Genomic DNA, 16,258 nt, shown 5'->3' on the forward strand with positions numbered 1-16,258 from the left:
CACAAACAGCCATGCTAGCAAGGCTTATGCGTGCCGAGGCAGAGGGTGAAGGGAACCAAGGTATGCTGATGGTCGGCAATGTTGGCGTCAATCGTGTACGAGCAGATTGTTTAGATTTTACAGATGTTCGTACAATTGAACAAATGGTATATCAGCGTCCAGGGGGCTTTGAAGCGACACTAAAAGGCTACTTTTATCAGCGAGCACGTGATCAAGACCTTCGATTAGCAAGGAGAGTTATTCAAGGTGAAAGATTCCATCCAGCAACACGTTCACTATGGTTTTTCAGACCTGAGGGAGATTGTCCAGCACAATGGTATGGTCAGTGGAACACGGGAAGATTCAAAGCACATTGCTTCTTCTCGCCAACCGAAGAAGATTGTCCTCAAATCTAAAAGAAAGAAGGTTGATAACTTATGATGCCTTATTATTGGACACCGACAACGCAACAACAACAAATGCCTCAAGTGCCTCCACAGGTACTTCCTGGAGCACGCCAACCTGGACGGGAGCAATCGTATATTGAAAATATTTTTCGTTTGAATCGTGGAAAACCTGGTACTTTCCATTTTTCCTTCGAGCATGCGATTGAGCCAGGGAAAAACACGAAAGTAGTGCGAGGCGTTGTAGAAGCTGCTGGTAGAGATCATGTTATTTTACGTGAACTCAAATCGAATCATCGTTTCCTATTCCCAATGATTTACTTTGATTTTGCTGAATATGATGAGGAAATGGCATACTTTGACCAAACTCCATAATTGAAATGAGCTATTCATAAGTTCGTATTTTCTAAATTCCACTCCTCAATAGCAAGGAGGACCGAGCAAAAGGGTGCTCCTTCGCTACTTCTTGCTCATACTTCGTTGCAATACAGTTTCGTTGTGACTCCCAATTAGGTCTCATGTTTTTGATTGCCCGCAAATGTTTTTCGTATGAAACGAGGAATCTACGTGGGCATTTACCATTAAATAAAAATTAGCATGGTAGGATACTTCCTAGCATGCTAATTTTTATTTAATGGAGCTAACTATTGATTTTCTTGTAAAAATTGCAATGTTGCTTTTCCTAAAGTTTTGGCAGCAATCAACATTGCACGTTCATCAAAATCAAAGCGTGCATGATGATGAGGATATGCCACTTCCCATTCTGGCTTTTTAGCACCCGTGAAGAAAAATGTACCTGGTACATTCTCTAAATAATACCCAAAATCCTCACCAATCATAAATGGTGGGCACGTTATAATATTTTCTACTCCTGGTATATCTACCGCAAGTTGTGCAACAAATTCTGTTTCTTTCACATGGTTGTAAACAGGTGGATAGCCCCTCGTATAACGATAATTATAGCTTGCACCAAAGGCTAAACAAGTAGCATTTAAAACGGCCTCAAGCTCTTGCTCCATTTGTTTGCGTACCGGCTCCTCAAAAGTTCGGACTGTTCCAGCTAATACTACTCGCTCTGCAATCACATTAAAAGGATTAATGGCCTCAAAATGACCAATTGTTAAGACGGCTGATTTTAATGGATCGATACGTCGAGATATAATCTGCTGTGCATTAACTACAAACTGTGATGCAAGAGTAACTGCATCAATAGAATGATGAGGCTCCGCACCGTGACCACCTTTACCTTGAATCGTAATTTCCACTTTATCCGCGGCAGCCATAATTGCCCCATCTCTCACCAATATATCGCCCAATGGCGTTGGTGCCCATAAATGTGTACCGAAAATAACGTCTACTCCTTCTAGGCAGCCATCTTCAATCATAGGTTTTGCTCCACCTGGCGCCATTTCTTCTGCATGCTGATGAATGAAAACTACATTGCCCGCAATATCATCTTTCAATGCATGAAGCACTTTAGCAAGCACTAGTAATGTCGCAGTATGACCATCATGTCCACATGCATGCATTTTACCATCTACTTTTGACTTATAAGGAACGTCATTTTCCTCCTGAATGGCTAATGCATCAAAATCAGCGCGTAATGCTACTGTTTTACCTGGCTTCCCTCCATATAAAGTTGCAACAACACCCCGTCCACCTACATGCTCACGAACCTCATGTCCTAACGCTCGATGAAAAGCCGCTACATACGCTGGTGTTTCCACTTCCTCAAAAGATAATTCCGGATATTCATGTAGATGACGACGAATCGCTACCATTTCATCATAGTTATTATCTAGTAAAGTAAAAAGCTTCTCCATATCACAAAACCTCACTTCTTATTTGTCGAACTTATTTGATAATTATAGTGTACTATAAATCCTTACAAAAACAATAGGAATTAAAACTACCATTCTATAGTAATTATATTGTTGATCCGGAAGAAAAATTCTCTTGATTCATTACTAGTTGTTATCCGTAAAAAACAAAAACTCCCTCACACATAGTGTGAAGGAGTAAATTTGTAGTCTGATTTTTATCGAGCATGTTTAAGCGCAGCTACTATAATTAGAACCCAGCCAGTTAAAAATAGAACACCACCAATTGGTGTGATGGCACCTAGAACTTTAACGCCGCTGATTGCCAGTACATATAAGCTTCCCGAAAAGAAGACAATCCCTAGGTTGAAAAAGATTCCTGCTAAATTTAACTGCTTGACCTCACCTAGTATTTTAGAGCTCATCAATAGTCCAATGATAAGGATTGCCGTAGCTTGAAACATCTGGTACTGCACAGCTGTTTCCCAAATCCCACGACTATAATCGTCTAGAACTTCTTTTAAAGCATGTGCACCGAATGCACCTAGTGCCACTGCTAAAAAGCCATGAAGTGCACCTGTCACGATAAATTTCTTCATATCATTTCCCTACCTTTAATCATGATTAAAAGTCAAAAATTGAATCGCCATTTGCTCCGTCTTCTTCTTCAATTTTTGCTGTATATAAACTTGGTTGCTTCGGCTCTGACACTAGCATTTGTGGCAAATGTTTTGACTGCGCTTTAGAAATGGTGTCTAATACCACATCGCATAATGCTCGGATTGCTGTTAAGGCTTCACGAATTTGTTGTTCGTCTCCAGTATTTTTGACACCGGATAATTGTTTTTCAAGTTGTTGAATAACGGCTTGATAAGGAATCATTGCATTCCCCCACTTTCTGCTTTTGGCATAAATTTCAGACAGTCTGTGCCAGAGGATTGTTTAACGACAACGGATGGTATTTGCTTTGTTTTAAAGCCATACGCTACACAAGCCCGTGGAGTTTGCGGGTCCCATGTTACTTTAAAATATTGACATTTGAAACAATTCACCTTCATCGTTGTCCCCCACTTTCTTCTATTATTAAATGTAACACGAAACGATAAGCGCTTCAATTTCGCTTTAACGAGCCGCTTCGCTTTCGCACAGAAAACATTTGTTGCTGTCGCTTCGCTTTCGCATAGAAAACATTTGTTGCTGACGCTATACAAACATTTACTTAATGAAGATAAAAAACATTAAGCTAGGAACCAATCAATCGGTTGCTCTCCCCATTCCTCTAGCTGTGCATTGATTTTCGAGAATGGTTTACTGCCAAAAAACCCTCGATAAGCACTTAGTGGGCTTGGATGAGGCGCTTCTAAAATAATATGTTGCGTTGAGTATTGACCAATTAATTGTTTTTTTCGTTGTGCTGGTCTACCCCAAAGTACAAAAATAACGGGTTTATCTCTAGATGCTAACTTATCGATGACAGCATCCGTGAATTGCTCCCAGCCTTGTTCTTTATGGGAATTCGCCTCGCCTTCACGAACAGTTAATACAGTATTTAATAACATTACACCTTGCTGTGCCCATTTTGTTAATGTTCCGTCTGAAGGGATTGGACAGCCAAGATCATCCTGTAACTCTTTTAGCATATTTCGTAAGCTTGGTGGATGTGGGATTCCTGGCATGACCGAAAAGCTTAAGCCATGTGCTTGGTTTGGTCCATGATAAGGATCCTGACCTAAAATTACGACCTTCACATCTTGATAAGCTGTTGTATAAAATGCATTCATTATATCATTCATCGGTGGATAAATTGCTTGTGTTGAATACTCATGTTCTACAAATTGACAGAGCTTTGTAAAGTATGTTTTTTCTATCTCTTCTGCAAGTATTGCTTGCCAATCATTCGGGAATGCTTGTTTCATCTTAATATAAGCCCCTTTCTCTTCTTACAACGGTACAAAAAAATAATGTCGAATTCAAGCTTCAATTCAATTATACATTGGCATCATTAAGTCCAAAATCAGCTTTTAGTTTAGGCCTTCATAAGGACTGTATTGCTTCTTGCAGGTCAGTTATGGGTAGATGCGATGATGTTAGGCTAACACCCTATATGAACTCCTTTCCTATATATAGGGGGAGATTTCTACTGATAGAAGTTAAACTGACCTTATAAAAATATATAATACTGACTATTTTTATACAACCAGGATAAGACTATACTAGATGATAATTTTAAAAATTCCATCTATAAAGGAGATCTTCCACATGGTTCTTAAAAAAACTTTAACGATTGCTGGTTCTGATACATCAGGTGGCGCAGGTATGCAAGCCGACCTTAAAACATTTCAAGAGCACGGCACATACGGCATGGTGGCATTAACGGTTGTCGTAACAATGGATCCAAACGGTTGGACTCATAACGTAACGCCATTACCGACAGAGCTTTTGCAAAAACAAATCGATACGGCTCTGTCAACAGGCATTGACGCAATAAAAACTGGTATGCTGTCAACGGAAGAGATTATTCGTATTGCAGGTGATGCTATTGCGAAATCTGGTACGACAAATGTTGTTATTGACCCTGTAATGGTATGTAAAGGAGAAGATGAAGTATTGAACCCTGGTAACACAGATGCAATGATTCAACATCTTTTACCATTAGCTGCAGTTACAACACCTAACCTGTTTGAGGCTGGACAATTAGCCGGGACTGGAACACCGAAAACAATCGCGGAAATGAAAACAACTGCTCGTAAAATCCACGAGCTTGGTGCTAAAGCTGTTGTCATTAAAGGTGGAAAAGCGCTAGCTACTGAAAAAGCGACTGACTTGTTTTTCGACGGTGAAAAATTCTACTTATTAGAATCTGAAAAAGTTGCTTCTACTTATAACCACGGGGCTGGCTGTACATTTGCTGCTTCAGTAACAGCAAACTTGGCAAACGGTCTTTCAGTAAAAGAGGCTGTAATTGAAGCAAAAGAATTTGTTTCAGCTGCAATCGCTCACGGTTGGGCATTAAATGACTATGTAGGACCAGTTATGCACGGTGCTAAATCTCGTTTTGGCGCACCACAAGTAACGGTGACTGAAATTTAATGACGAAAGAGGCATCTGAATATCAGATGCCTCTTTTACATATAGTGGTTCTCCATCATTTCGAGCTGTTAATCCCATGGATTGTTCATCGAAATGAATTTGGCCAAAGCCTTACTTTCCTTTTTACGCTCTGCACGCGCTTTTGCTCGTACAGCTGCGGTTTCATGTAGCTTTGTCTCCTCTACTGTTTCCGGAATGACAGATGGAACTGGAGTTGGTTTATTATTTTCATCTAATGCAACAAAGGTTAATAATGCTGTAGCAGCTACCTTTCGTTCACCCGTTTTCAAATTCTCAGAAATAACCTTTACGAAAACCTCCATTGAAGATGTTCCTGTCCACGATACATATGATTCGAAATATACAGAATCAGTTTGGCGTATTGGATGCAAGAAGTCTACTGAATCCGTTGAGGCTGTTACACAATCTCTACGACTATGCTTCGCAGCAGAAATTGAAGCTACTTGATCGATATCACTCATTAATCGACCACCAAACAGTGTATTATGATTGTTAATATCATTCGGAAAAACCCGACTTGTACGCATGACTCTTGATTCTTTACAATATTTAAAGTCTTTATTCACATCTATCCCCCCTAAAAACGACTGTTTATTTTCACTATATTGCTCTACTTTTCCATAAAAATCAAATAAATTGACGGAAAATTAAGAAATTCACACTTAGAACCTAGGGGATTATTACTCAAATGTAAAAAGCTCAGGACAAGATACGCTACTTCTTCCTATACCATATATTAGCTGTATATGGGAGGGAGAAAAATGAAAAGACGTAAACAACAAAACATAAATGTTGATCCAACTAATCTAGGTGGTCAAGAAGCCGGTCTCCTAGGTGAAGGCACAGGTATTCTAGCTGGAGATATAACGTCTACCAAAGTAGAAGTGATATCTTCAATGATTTTAACAATAGGATATTCATTAGCAACCCTCTCCACCATTTTAGCATTGCAAGAGGAAGAGCAACTGGAACAAACAAGAACCTCAAACGCACAAAATCAAAATTTACAGTTTAGAAACATGCACAAGCATCTACAACATCTCAACAATCGTCTAGATTCCATTGAACGAAAACTCAACCGATATTAACAAATACATACTCCCAAAAACTAAACATTATAAAAAGCCGCGATTCTCCGTCATAAAAGAGAATCGCGGCTTTTTACTATACTATGATAATTAGCTTTCCGTCTTCTTTCCTTGCCGTGTCCATGCATAAAATGTTAAAGGAACGTCATCTATTGTACCAAGATAGAATTCGTTATTACCTAGTTTTAAATTCCCTTCAATACTATGCACTTCTTATCCGTCAATTCAAGAAGAAATCGTGGTCGCAGTATCTTTTCGGTTGTGAAACCTCAAACAATACAAAACGACACATTTTGTACAAAATTGCTTTCACCTTTATTATATTGATATATTTCAATATTTTTTTCAAGAATATTGCTCGATACATCTTCATAGATTAAAGGATGCCATCAATTATACTTCGGCATAATTGCGTCTGGATTCGGCTTTATGCTTAGGCCTATATGAGGGTTGACACGATGTCGACCATTTCGGTAATGCCACAGGACGTGGCGTTCTTAGACTGAGATCCTCTATTTCAGCAAATGTCTATTAAACCGAAAGCGTAGCGACAGGTGCAGGTGTTTGGACACCCGCTGAAATAGTAACTTAAACTCGCATTCATCTCACCATCTATAGTGATGGGAGACTTCCTTACCTGTCGCTACACAAAACATGCGCTGAAAGAAGTTAAAAGAGCTTTATTACTTCTTTATACTCTTCTGTTGTGAATACTCTAGAGTTCGTAATGAAATGCATATTTTCAACACTATCTAAAGAAAAACTTGCACCTCTTCCCTCAATCGCATGAATAATCAATTGCGTATGCTTAAAATATTCATATTGCGCTCTATGAATGTAAAAAGGAACGTCACCTATTTTACCAAGATAGATATCGTTTTCACCAATTTTAAAGTCTCCTTCTACATAACACATCGGTGCAGAGCCATCACAGCAACCCCCAGATTGATAAAACATGATAGCGCCATGCCGACTCTTAATTAGTTCTATCAAATTTAAAGCCTCTTTTGTTGCTGTAACTCGTTCTACCATGTTGTTATTCATCCTCTGGTATTAGAAAAATCCTTGTGCTTCTTTTTTGTAGCTCACTAAAAGGCATTTAGTTTGTTGGTAGTGATCTAACATCATTGCGTGGTTTTCACGACCGATACCAGAAAGTTTGAATCCACCAAATGCAGCACCTGCTGGATATTGATGATAAGTATTTGTCCACACACGACCAGCTTGAATAGCTCGACCTGCACGATATGCAATGTCACCAGAACGTGACCAAACACCAGCACCTAAACCATATTCTGTATCATTTGCAATTTCCATTGCTTCATCGAAATCTTTGAATGTAGTTACGCCAAGCACTGGACCAAAGATTTCTTCTTGGAAGATTCGCATTTTATTATGACCTTTGAATACTGTTGGTTTAATGTAGTTACCGCCTGCAAGATCGCCTTCAAGAATATTTTCTTCTCCACCAATTAAGCACTCAGCACCTTCTTCTTTACCAAGTTTTAAGTAAGAAAGGATTTTTTGTTTTTGTTCGTTAGAAGCTTGAGCACCCATCATGACTTCGGTATCTAATGGATTACCAATTTTAATAGCTTTTACGCGTTCTATTGCTAGTTCAATAAATTTATCGTAAATGGACTCTTGAACAAGTGCACGTGAAGGACAAGTACAAATTTCACCTGAGTTTAATGCGAACATCACAAAGCCTTCAATTGCTTTATTTAAATATTCATCATCTGAAGCCATTACGTCCTCAAAGAATACGTTTGGTGATTTACCCCCTAGCTCTAACGTTACAGGAATAATATTTTCAGTTGCATATTGCATAATTTGGCGACCAACTGCTGTTGAACCAGTAAATGCAATTTTTGCAATTCGTTTGTTCGTTGCAAGTGGTTTACCAACTTCAACACCAAAGCCGTTTACAATGTTAAGTACGCCTTTTGGTAGGATATCTTGAATTGTTTCAATTAACACTAATAATGAAACTGGCGTTTGCTCAGCTGGTTTCATCACAATACAGTTACCTGCTGCAAGTGCAGGAGCAATTTTCCAAGCTGCCATTAAGATTGGGAAATTCCAAGGAATGATTTGGCCAACTACACCTAGTGGCTCTTGGAAGTGGTATGCAACAGTGTCGTTATCTATTTGTGTTGTACGCCCTTCTTGTGCACGGATGACACCTGCAAAATAGCGGAAGTGATCAATTGCTAAAGGAATATCTGCGTTTAAAGTTTCGCGAACTGCTTTACCATTATCCCATGTTTCTGCAACAGCAATCTTTTCTAAGTTTTCTTCAATACGATCTGCGATTTTATTTAAAATAGATGCACGCTCAGTTGCGCTTGTTTTCCCCCATGCATCTTTTGCTGCGTGTGCTGCATCAAGAGCAAGCTCAATATCTTCAACTGTTGAACGAGCTGCTTTTGTGAAAACTTGACCTGTTACAGGTGTTTTATTTTCAAAGTATTGCCCTTTTACTGGAGGAACCCATTCGCCACCGATAAAGTTATCATATTTTTCTTTGAAATTTACTACTGCGCCCGGAGTATTAGGATTTGCATAAATCATAGTATCAATCTCCCCATATTTTATTTATGAAACCGCATACAAATTATAACGACACAATTTATATAAACCCGTTTCATGTGTCCTATATTGATACATTAGAATAACTTTTTCAAGTAATTAACCCTATACAAATAGTAAATATAATTATCTTAATATAAAGAAATTTCTGTATTTCACCAACAGCATTTATTGTTATTTTGACAACAAAAGCCTTTCAATTTCCCTTTGTCATCTTTTTTGACTATACTTAAATAGAAATAATCGAGAGGAGTGTTAAGATGCAAGAGGTACAAGTAAAGACGTTACAGGAATTATTGAATTCTTTCGCCAACAAAGACGTTTATATCCATCTTGAGACGACGAACGGTTCTTATGCAGCACACTTTGATGAAAAATTTTTTAATGCAGGTGCTTTTATTCGTAATGCTAAAATCAACTATGAACTTGCTAAAGTGGTAGATGATTCACCCCATCGTGTTGGCTTGAAAATGGCACATGGCTGGGTTTATGCACAGGGCATCACACATTTTGAACTAGATGATCTCGGCCGTTTATTAATGGCTGGACTAGATTACTCAGGTAAACTGGCGATTGCACTTGAAATTAGCGAAACGCCGTTTGCTTATTAAGGGGGACGACTTTTTGAATTTACAACCACAACGTCATATTTTAATTGTTTACCCTCACCCAGATGATGAGGCTTTTTCAATTGCTGGAACAATTGCCTACTATACGAAGAAAATGAATACACCTGTTACATATGCCTGTTTAACTTTAGGCGAAATGGGGCGTAATTTAGGAAATCCACCTTTTGCAACACGTGAATCCTTACCAGAAATTCGACGTAAGGAGCTTATTGCAGCAGCAGATGCTATGGGCATACAAGATTTACGTATGCTTGGTTTCCGTGATAAAACGATTGAATTTGAAGACGATGAAAAAATGGTAAAGCTTGTTGAAGGTTTAATAGAAGAGTTAATGCCTTCTCTTATCTTTACATTCTTACCTGGTTTTGCAGTGCATCCTGACCATGAGGCAACAGCACGTGCAGTAGTAGAAGCTGTTCGTCGTATGCCAAAAGCCGCTCGTCCACAAGTATTGGGCTGTGCCTTTGCAAATGATACGATTGAAAAAAATGGGGAGCCACATGTTGTCGTCAATATAAGCGAAATGAAGGCAGATAAAATTAGTGCCTTACAAGCACACTCATCCCAAACTGCTTGGATGATGCAAGAAACAGAAAAACGCATCGATGACGGTGAACCAATGAGCGAAAGCTGGCTTAATATTGAAAAGTTCTATATTGTGAATCCTGATCATTATGTAAAATAAAAGTTTTCGTTTTGTTACTGACAATAAAGCGGATCTGTCCTCTTTTTAAATGGAGAACAGATCCGCTTTTATGTTAAGCAGTCCTCATTTTTTTTAAGAAATGAATCATGAAGGTTATAGCAAATATAATAATTAGCACAACGAAAAACATATAATGCGGAATGTGAATACCGATGACGCTAGCTAGCATTTTCAGTGCAATAATACCAATTATAATAAATGCTGTTGCCTCTAATTCTGGTATTTTTTCAATAATGACTAAAAATAAGCCTGCAATCGTTCGCATCATTAAAATACCTAGTACTCCCCCGATGAGTAATATCCAAATTTGATTGGATATCGCAAAGGCTGCAAAAATCGCATCAATTGAAAAGGCAATATCCATCAGTTCTACAGAAATAACGGTTGCCCAAAACGTTCCAAAAATGCGAACCATCAACCCTGTTTTTTTCATTTCCTTAGCACTATCAGCTTCTCCTATCTGTAAGAAATGAGCGACACATAGCCAACCTAAATACAGAGCTCCTAGCACTTTAATAAACCAGAATTCTACCAAGTAAACGCCTACCCCAATAAATAAAAATCGGAAAAAATAGGCTCCCAACATTCCGTACATTAATGCTCGTTTTCGTTGCTTGGTTGGCAAATGCTTCACTAGCACAGCTAATACAAGTGCGTTATCAGCCGAAAGCAAACCTTCTATTATAATAAGTGTTGATATTAACCCCCAAGATACAGGGTCAGTCAAAATTTCTTTCCACATTTCCCAATTGAAAAATTGAATGTATGTAGATAGAATTCCTTGAATGATTTCCAATTACATACCCTCCTACTTGTCCTAAGGTATTCTAGTATATGCTGGACCATTTCCGTTATGAGGAAATGTGTGCATCCTTTATTTCTCCAAAAAATTCTCGAATAAATCTATTTTGCATTAAATAGACACCGAAAATTTAGAATTTACTAAAAATTAATGACAAAAAGCATATAAAGTGTGCTATCATAGATAAATGTTTTATACGGATAACGGAGGATGAATACTATGGAAGCTGCTGACACTAGAACCGTGCAAGTAGAAAATATCTTGATTGCACATCATTTCTTAAAAGACGTAGTGGTGCACACGCCGCTACAAAAAAATGACTATTTATCCGAGAAATACGGAGCTAATATTTATTTTAAACGCGAAGATTTACAGCATGTACGCTCATTTAAACTTCGTGGTGCCTATTATAAGATTAAAAAAATTGAAGAAGAGGCTCGTAAAACTGGCGTTGTTTGCGCAAGTGCGGGCAATCATGCTCAAGGTGTTGCCTACGCCTGTGCACAATTGAAAATTCAAGCAAGTATTTTTATGCCTCAAACAACACCTAAACAAAAAATCGACCAAGTTCGTATGTTTGGTCGTGATTATGTAGAAATTATTTTAGCAGGTGATACTTTTGATGATTCTGCAGAAGGTGCATTAGCTTACTGTGAAGAGCACGAAAAAATCTTTATCCACCCATTTGATGATTTTGATGTCATTGCTGGTCAAGGAACTGTCGCTGTTGAAATTATGAATGACATGGAGGAGCCAATTGACTACGTATTTGGTAGTATTGGTGGCGGTGGCTTAATGTCCGGTGTTTCTGCCTATGTGAAAAACCTTTCTCCTCATAGCAAAATTATCGGTGTAGAACCTGCTGGGGCAGGCAGTATGAAAGCTGCATTTGCAGAAGGTGGCGCAGTGGCACTTGATTGGATTGACAAATTCGTAGATGGGGCCGCGGTAAAATGCGTCGGACATCACACATACGATGTTTGTCGTCGCTACTTAGACGACATCGTACTAGTACCAGAAGGGAAAGTATGTACAACCATCTTAGATCTTTACAACAAACACGCCATTATCGCAGAGCCTGCTGGAGCATTATCAGTAGCAGCCCTCGATTCTTATAAAGAGGAAATTAAAGGCAAATCAGTCGTTATCATCATTAGTGGTGGTAATAATGATATCGGTCGTATGCAGGAGATTAAAGAAAAATCTTTAATTCACGAAGGCTTACTATACTACTTCATCGTAAGCTTCCCACAACGTGCCGGCGCCCTTCGCCAATTCTTAACAAGCGTTGTAGGACCAAATGACGACATTACAACTTTCGAATATACTAAGAAAAACAACAAAGAAAGTGGTCCTGCCTTAGTCGGCATCGAACTCGGCAATCGAGAAGACTACGAAGGTTTACTAGTACGCATGAATGAATTCGGCTTCAAATACAAAGAAGTAAACAACGACATTCAACTATTCGGTTTACTGGTCTAAAATAAAGAGTCACACTTGCTATATGAGTGTGGCTTTTTTAGGTTTATCGAGGCACTTTTGAGATTTATCGAGGCTTTTCAGAGATTTATCGAAACTTTTCTCTTGTTTATCGAGACTTTTCAGAGTTTTATCGACCAACTTTAAAAAAATATCGACATTTACCTTACAAGCGACACTATCTGACCGCACCGATAGTTTGCGCCGCTTACCTTCACTTCAATAAATCGGTAGGAATTACATATTTCCTATTTTTATTTTTACCTATCTCTTCAAATTTTAACTTTTTCAATAAATAATAAACTGCCTTCTCTGAGTCAATATCAAAGAAATTACGAAATTGAGCATTTGTAATATTGTTGCCCAGCATTAATCGAAAATCATGTAATGCTATTAGCATTGATTGATTATCAATCGATTGGCAATTGCTACAACGCCATTTCCCATGGGTGTAACGTAGGACATGGTCAAAATGACACTGCGAGCATAGTGCCCCCGTCTTCAATTCATCCACCATAATATCTAGGGTCCAGTGAGTTGGTGTGTGCATCTTTAAAATATGCGCTGATATGTCTCTCAAATCTTTTTCACTTAGACAGACTTGTTGATGCTGCTTGAACAGTTGATTGATCCTTTCAGCCAAGCCACTTACATGAATAATTGGCTGGGACAAGAAAGAGGACGTCATAATCATATTCGGATTTGCAGAAACGACTATATATTCAATAGGTATATGTTGCCCACTCATTTGAAATAGCCGACGCAAAAATCTAGCATGTCGCTTCACTTGATCAATAGGATTTCTAAAGCCATCTACTTTGCCATCAGAAGTAATTCGAATAAATTGATGGTTATCTTCCATATATTCTACATGCCCAACGATATTTTTGATTTCAACGATTAGCACAAAATGTTGGGACATAAATAATGTATCCATTTGGTGTGTCGATCCAGCAGCACTCTCAGCCTTAAGATCTACATCATGCAATAAATAATACGCATGCTCCAAATAGATTTCACGCCATTCCCGATCTACTCTTTGCTCGCCAACAATGCCAGCCCTTGTTCTTCCTAGCATTTCTTGAAAATAATTATACTTAGCGTGAGATTTCGGTAAACGTCTCTCGATCATTTCTAACACGCGTTGCTTTGATGAAACTTCGCGCTTTTTGAGTAACATATTTTCACCTCCTTTAGCTAGATTATAATATACTCCTTCTAAATTAACTAAATTTTCAGTTTTATATTAACTAACTTTATTGCATTATCACCCAACTTTTTAAAAATATCGATATCCAACGAAAAAAACGCCCACACCTATGTATGAGCGTTTTATCGTTTATTATCCTAGTAACGCACGGTCTGAGTTCATTTTCTCACCGCGGATACGTTCGAACTCTGCCATTAAATCTGGGATAGTTAATTCATGCTTGCGATCCTCGCCAACCTCTAAAATAATTTGACCTTTATCCATCATAATCAGTCGATTTCCTAAGTCTAAAGCTTGTTGCATATTGTGCGTGACCATTAAGGTCGTTAAGCTGTCTTTCTCGACTAAATATTTCGTAATACGTGTGATTAACTCGGCACGAGATGGGTCAAGTGCCGCAGTATGCTCATCTAGCAATAAAATCGAAGGCTTCGTGAAGGTCGCCATTAAAAGAGACAGCGCCTGACGCTCACCTCCCGACAGTAAGCCAACTTTTGCAGACAGACGATTTTCCAAATTTAAGCCCAACATCTCCAACGATTCCTTAAAAAATTCTCGGCGCTTTTTATCAACACCGAAGCGCATACCTCTACTCTTATTACGTGAGTAAGCTAATGCTAAATTTTCCTCAATCGTCATTGTTGGTGCTGTACCAGCCATTGGATCCTGGAATACGCGACCGATGTAGTGGGAGCGCTTATATTCTGGTAAAGATGTAACCTCATTTCCATCAATTGCAACCGTGCCAAAGTCTGGTGTTAGTGCGCCAGAAATCATATTCATCATAGTCGATTTACCAGCACCATTACTACCGATAATTGTGACGAAATCCCCTGGCTTTAAGTGCAAATTAATTTCTGCAAGTGCAATTTTTTCATCAGGCGTACCTTCATTGAAAACCTTATTAATACCGTGTAATTTAAGCAAGGCCCTTCCCTCCCTGCTCAACCGTCTTTACTCGTGTTTTCTCCGCTGCGCGCTTCACCCTACGTTTGCGCTCCTTACTCTTATTGATAAATTGAGGTAAAATCAACGCTATAATAACAATGATAGCTGTTATTAATTTCATATCTCCTGAATCAAGGAAGTCTACTCGTAAAGCTAATGCTAAAATAATGCGGTAAATAATAGCTCCGGCAATGACGGCGAAAGTTGTGCGCATAATCGTTTTTGTACCGAAGATTGCTTCGCCGATAATTACAGATGCCAGACCGATAACAATCATCCCGATCCCCATACTTACATCTGAGAACTTCGAATATTGAGCGATTAAAGCTCCCGAAAATGCGACAAGTGCATTAGAAAGTCCAAGCCCAAGAATAATAAGAGTATCTGTGTTTGCCGAGAAACTACGAATCATACGCTTATTATCACCAGTTGCTCGAATAGCCAGGCCGATTTCTGTTTTCAAGAACCAGTCTGCAATGAACTTAATTAAAATCGTGATGATTAATACTACGATTATTGTGCTCCATGTTGAAGGTTGCTGCTGAACACCAAAACCTTTTAGCACGTTATTTAATGCCGTATCAATTCCTAAATTACTCCAAAATGCTTGAAACTTTGAAAATAAAGTTTCTGAATTTAAAAGTGGAATATTCGGACGACCTATCGTATTTTCTGCAGTGGATCCCATAATACGTAGGTTAATAGAATACAAAGCAATCATCATTAAAATCCCCGATAATAGAGGATTAATTTTCCCCTTTGTGTGAAGAATTCCTGTCATACATCCAGCAATAAATCCAGCAACAATTGCCACTAAAGTCGCTAAGATCGGGTGGTAACCAAGCAGAATCATCGTCGCCGCTGTAGCCGCCCCTGTTACAAAGCTTCCATCAACCGTTAAATCCGGAAAATCTAACACGCGGAATGTTAAATACACACCAAGTGCCATAATCGCATAGATGATTCCTTGCTCCGTTGCGCCAAATATTGCTATAAACATAGTTGAATCATCTCCTAATAATTTCTTAAACTAATTTTCATTAAAAATTCTTATCTGAGATCCATTCTCTAAAACGATGGATTCATATTGCCAGAAGTAGGTTCCGTGCTCACTTGTAGAAAGCTTTACTAAATCCACTTGTTCAATAATGGCTCATCACCAAAAGTTGGAGATGATTTAATTAATACTATTCAATGTATATAAGTTGATTGGAGTGGAGACTGGGCGACTCCTCGAGGATCAGCGATAGGGGAACGAAGGCTAAGAGCATCACATCATGTGATAACGCCTTCGTGACCAACATCCTGCTGTTGCTGTTGCTGTTGCTGTCGCTGCGCTTTCGCACAAACAAAACCAAAACCTGTTGCTGTCGCTGCGCTTTCGCACAATCAAAACCTGCTGCTGCCGCTACGTTGCACTCACGCTTTCGCGCAAAAGACATCTGTTGGCCCGAGACCCTGGAGCGAGCAGGTAGGGGAACGAAGGCTAA

The 16,258-nt window shown here is 38.8% G+C and carries 19 protein-coding genes; 7 read left to right on the forward strand and 12 right to left on the reverse strand.

The genetic code is table 11. The features are described from left to right. The first annotated feature begins 11 nt into the window (after positions 1-11). Complete coding sequence (locus tag ACVYAD_RS15400; protein ID WP_386830027.1) at positions 12-395, forward strand: cell wall hydrolase; 384 nt, start codon at positions 12-14, stop codon at positions 393-395. Positions 396-416: 21 nt separating this feature from the next. Further along, entirely contained in the window at positions 417-758 is a 342-nt protein-coding gene (gerQ, locus tag ACVYAD_RS15405) for a spore coat protein GerQ (protein WP_349660687.1), read from the forward strand. A 269-nt stretch (positions 759-1,027) separates the two neighbouring features. Here the strand turns inward: gerQ and ACVYAD_RS15410 are convergent, their stop codons facing one another. The 5 genes from ACVYAD_RS15410 to ACVYAD_RS15430 form a co-directional block, all read right to left on the reverse strand. Then, complete coding sequence (locus tag ACVYAD_RS15410) at positions 1,028-2,206, reverse strand: M20 family metallopeptidase (RefSeq protein ID WP_349660688.1); 1,179 nt, start codon at positions 2,204-2,206, stop codon at positions 1,028-1,030. Positions 2,207-2,421: 215 nt separating this feature from the next. Beyond that, on the reverse strand, positions 2,422-2,802 hold the full coding sequence (locus tag ACVYAD_RS15415; protein WP_349660689.1) for a DUF423 domain-containing protein: 381 nt from the start codon (positions 2,800-2,802) through the stop codon (positions 2,422-2,424). Positions 2,803-2,827: 25 nt separating this feature from the next. Next, positions 2,828-3,085: a YwdI family protein gene (locus tag ACVYAD_RS15420; protein ID WP_476427040.1), complete on the reverse strand. Its 258-nt coding sequence runs from the start codon at positions 3,083-3,085 to the stop codon at positions 2,828-2,830. After that, positions 3,082-3,261, reverse strand: a complete 180-nt coding sequence (locus ACVYAD_RS15425; protein ID WP_349660691.1) for a uracil-DNA glycosylase — start codon at positions 3,259-3,261, stop codon at positions 3,082-3,084. The genes ACVYAD_RS15420 and ACVYAD_RS15425 overlap by 4 nt, the downstream gene beginning before the upstream one ends. A 180-nt stretch (positions 3,262-3,441) precedes the next feature. Next, positions 3,442-4,119, reverse strand: coding sequence for a uracil-DNA glycosylase (locus ACVYAD_RS15430; protein ID WP_476427041.1), 678 nt, complete (start codon positions 4,117-4,119; stop codon positions 3,442-3,444). Positions 4,120-4,462: 343 nt separating this feature from the next. Between ACVYAD_RS15430 and thiD the strand changes: the two genes are divergently transcribed. After that, positions 4,463-5,293, forward strand: coding sequence for a bifunctional hydroxymethylpyrimidine kinase/phosphomethylpyrimidine kinase (gene thiD / locus ACVYAD_RS15435; RefSeq protein ID WP_349660693.1), 831 nt, complete (start codon positions 4,463-4,465; stop codon positions 5,291-5,293). A gap of 68 nt (positions 5,294-5,361) precedes the next feature. Here the strand turns inward: thiD and ACVYAD_RS15440 are convergent, their stop codons facing one another. Further along, entirely contained in the window at positions 5,362-5,841 is a 480-nt protein-coding gene (locus ACVYAD_RS15440) for an acyl-CoA thioesterase (protein ID WP_349660714.1), read from the reverse strand. 234 nt (positions 5,842-6,075) lie between these two features. Here ACVYAD_RS15440 and ACVYAD_RS15445 point away from each other — a divergent pair, with 234 nt between their 5' ends. Further along, on the forward strand, positions 6,076-6,402 hold the full coding sequence (locus tag ACVYAD_RS15445; protein ID WP_349660694.1) for a hypothetical protein: 327 nt from the start codon (positions 6,076-6,078) through the stop codon (positions 6,400-6,402). Between the two features lie 669 nt (positions 6,403-7,071). On the opposite strand, the gene ACVYAD_RS15450 is transcribed toward ACVYAD_RS15445, so the two are convergent. Both ACVYAD_RS15450 and exaC read right to left on the reverse strand, forming a co-directional pair. Then, positions 7,072-7,434, reverse strand: a complete 363-nt coding sequence (locus ACVYAD_RS15450) for a DUF779 domain-containing protein (protein WP_386829997.1) — start codon at positions 7,432-7,434, stop codon at positions 7,072-7,074. A 21-nt stretch (positions 7,435-7,455) separates the two neighbouring features. Then, positions 7,456-8,976 (reverse strand): acetaldehyde dehydrogenase ExaC, encoded by a 1,521-nt coding sequence (exaC, locus tag ACVYAD_RS15455; protein ID WP_476427042.1) that lies wholly within the window; start codon positions 8,974-8,976, stop codon positions 7,456-7,458. A 278-nt stretch (positions 8,977-9,254) separates the two neighbouring features. On the opposite strand from exaC, the gene ACVYAD_RS15460 reads away from it, so the two are divergent. Together ACVYAD_RS15460 and bshB2 are read left to right on the forward strand one after the other, a co-directional pair. Continuing rightward, positions 9,255-9,605, forward strand: coding sequence for a YojF family protein (locus tag ACVYAD_RS15460; RefSeq protein ID WP_079559334.1), 351 nt, complete (start codon positions 9,255-9,257; stop codon positions 9,603-9,605). Between the two features lie 13 nt (positions 9,606-9,618). Beyond that, entirely contained in the window at positions 9,619-10,308 is a 690-nt protein-coding gene (gene bshB2, locus ACVYAD_RS15465; protein WP_349660697.1) for a bacillithiol biosynthesis deacetylase BshB2, read from the forward strand. A gap of 73 nt (positions 10,309-10,381) precedes the next feature. Here bshB2 and ACVYAD_RS15470 read toward each other — a convergent pair whose 3' ends face one another. Then, on the reverse strand, positions 10,382-11,125 hold the full coding sequence (locus ACVYAD_RS15470) for a TerC family protein (RefSeq protein ID WP_349660698.1): 744 nt from the start codon (positions 11,123-11,125) through the stop codon (positions 10,382-10,384). Positions 11,126-11,350: 225 nt separating this feature from the next. Between ACVYAD_RS15470 and ilvA the strand changes: the two genes are divergently transcribed. Further along, the gene (ilvA, locus tag ACVYAD_RS15475) at positions 11,351-12,613 is read left to right on the forward strand and encodes a threonine ammonia-lyase IlvA (RefSeq protein ID WP_476427043.1); all 1,263 of its coding nucleotides are present in this window, start codon (positions 11,351-11,353) and stop codon (positions 12,611-12,613) included. A gap of 211 nt (positions 12,614-12,824) precedes the next feature. On the opposite strand, the gene ACVYAD_RS15480 is transcribed toward ilvA, so the two are convergent. From ACVYAD_RS15480 to ACVYAD_RS15490, 3 genes are all read right to left on the reverse strand, one after another. Further along, positions 12,825-13,790 carry a nuclease-related domain-containing protein gene (locus ACVYAD_RS15480; protein WP_476427044.1) on the reverse strand — a complete coding sequence of 322 codons (966 nt, stop codon included), beginning with the start codon at positions 13,788-13,790 and terminating at the stop codon, positions 12,825-12,827. Positions 13,791-13,952: 162 nt separating this feature from the next. Then, complete coding sequence (locus ACVYAD_RS15485; RefSeq protein ID WP_476427046.1) at positions 13,953-14,747, reverse strand: ABC transporter ATP-binding protein; 795 nt, start codon at positions 14,745-14,747, stop codon at positions 13,953-13,955. Then, complete coding sequence (locus ACVYAD_RS15490; RefSeq protein ID WP_349660702.1) at positions 14,740-15,768, reverse strand: ABC transporter permease; 1,029 nt, start codon at positions 15,766-15,768, stop codon at positions 14,740-14,742. Before ACVYAD_RS15490 ends, ACVYAD_RS15485 begins: the two co-directional genes overlap by 8 nt. Positions 15,769-16,258 lie beyond the last annotated feature (490 nt).

This window comes from Lysinibacillus sp. G1-3 (assembly GCF_056322905.1).

Excerpts from the sequence above, each read along its gene's own strand:
- ACVYAD_RS15415 (WP_349660689.1), bottom strand. The coding sequence starts at position 2,802 with ATGAAGAAATTTATCGTGACAGGTGCACTTCATGGCTTTTTAGCAGTG.
- exaC (WP_476427042.1), bottom strand. The coding sequence starts at position 8,976 with ATGATTTATGCAAATCCTAATACTCCGGGCGCAGTAGTAAATTTCAAA.
- thiD (WP_349660693.1), top strand. The coding sequence starts at position 4,463 with ATGGTTCTTAAAAAAACTTTAACGATTGCTGGTTCTGATACATCAGGT.
- ACVYAD_RS15410 (WP_349660688.1), bottom strand. The coding sequence starts at position 2,206 with ATGGAGAAGCTTTTTACTTTACTAGATAATAACTATGATGAAATGGTA.
- ACVYAD_RS15490 (WP_349660702.1), bottom strand. The coding sequence starts at position 15,768 with ATGTTTATAGCAATATTTGGCGCAACGGAGCAAGGAATCATCTATGCG.
- ACVYAD_RS15460 (WP_079559334.1), top strand. The coding sequence starts at position 9,255 with ATGCAAGAGGTACAAGTAAAGACGTTACAGGAATTATTGAATTCTTTC.
- ACVYAD_RS15430 (WP_476427041.1), bottom strand. The coding sequence starts at position 4,119 with ATGAAACAAGCATTCCCGAATGATTGGCAAGCAATACTTGCAGAAGAG.
- ACVYAD_RS15440 (WP_349660714.1), bottom strand. The coding sequence starts at position 5,841 with ATGCGTACAAGTCGGGTTTTTCCGAATGATATTAACAATCATAATACA.
- ACVYAD_RS15445 (WP_349660694.1), top strand. The coding sequence starts at position 6,076 with ATGAAAAGACGTAAACAACAAAACATAAATGTTGATCCAACTAATCTA.
- ACVYAD_RS15425 (WP_349660691.1), bottom strand. The coding sequence starts at position 3,261 with ATGAAGGTGAATTGTTTCAAATGTCAATATTTTAAAGTAACATGGGAC.
- ACVYAD_RS15400 (WP_386830027.1), top strand. The coding sequence starts at position 12 with ATGCTAGCAAGGCTTATGCGTGCCGAGGCAGAGGGTGAAGGGAACCAA.
- ACVYAD_RS15420 (WP_476427040.1), bottom strand. The coding sequence starts at position 3,085 with ATGATTCCTTATCAAGCCGTTATTCAACAACTTGAAAAACAATTATCC.
- ACVYAD_RS15450 (WP_386829997.1), bottom strand. The coding sequence starts at position 7,434 with ATGGTAGAACGAGTTACAGCAACAAAAGAGGCTTTAAATTTGATAGAA.
- ACVYAD_RS15480 (WP_476427044.1), bottom strand. The coding sequence starts at position 13,790 with ATGTTACTCAAAAAGCGCGAAGTTTCATCAAAGCAACGCGTGTTAGAA.
- gerQ (WP_349660687.1), top strand. The coding sequence starts at position 417 with ATGATGCCTTATTATTGGACACCGACAACGCAACAACAACAAATGCCT.
- ilvA (WP_476427043.1), top strand. The coding sequence starts at position 11,351 with ATGGAAGCTGCTGACACTAGAACCGTGCAAGTAGAAAATATCTTGATT.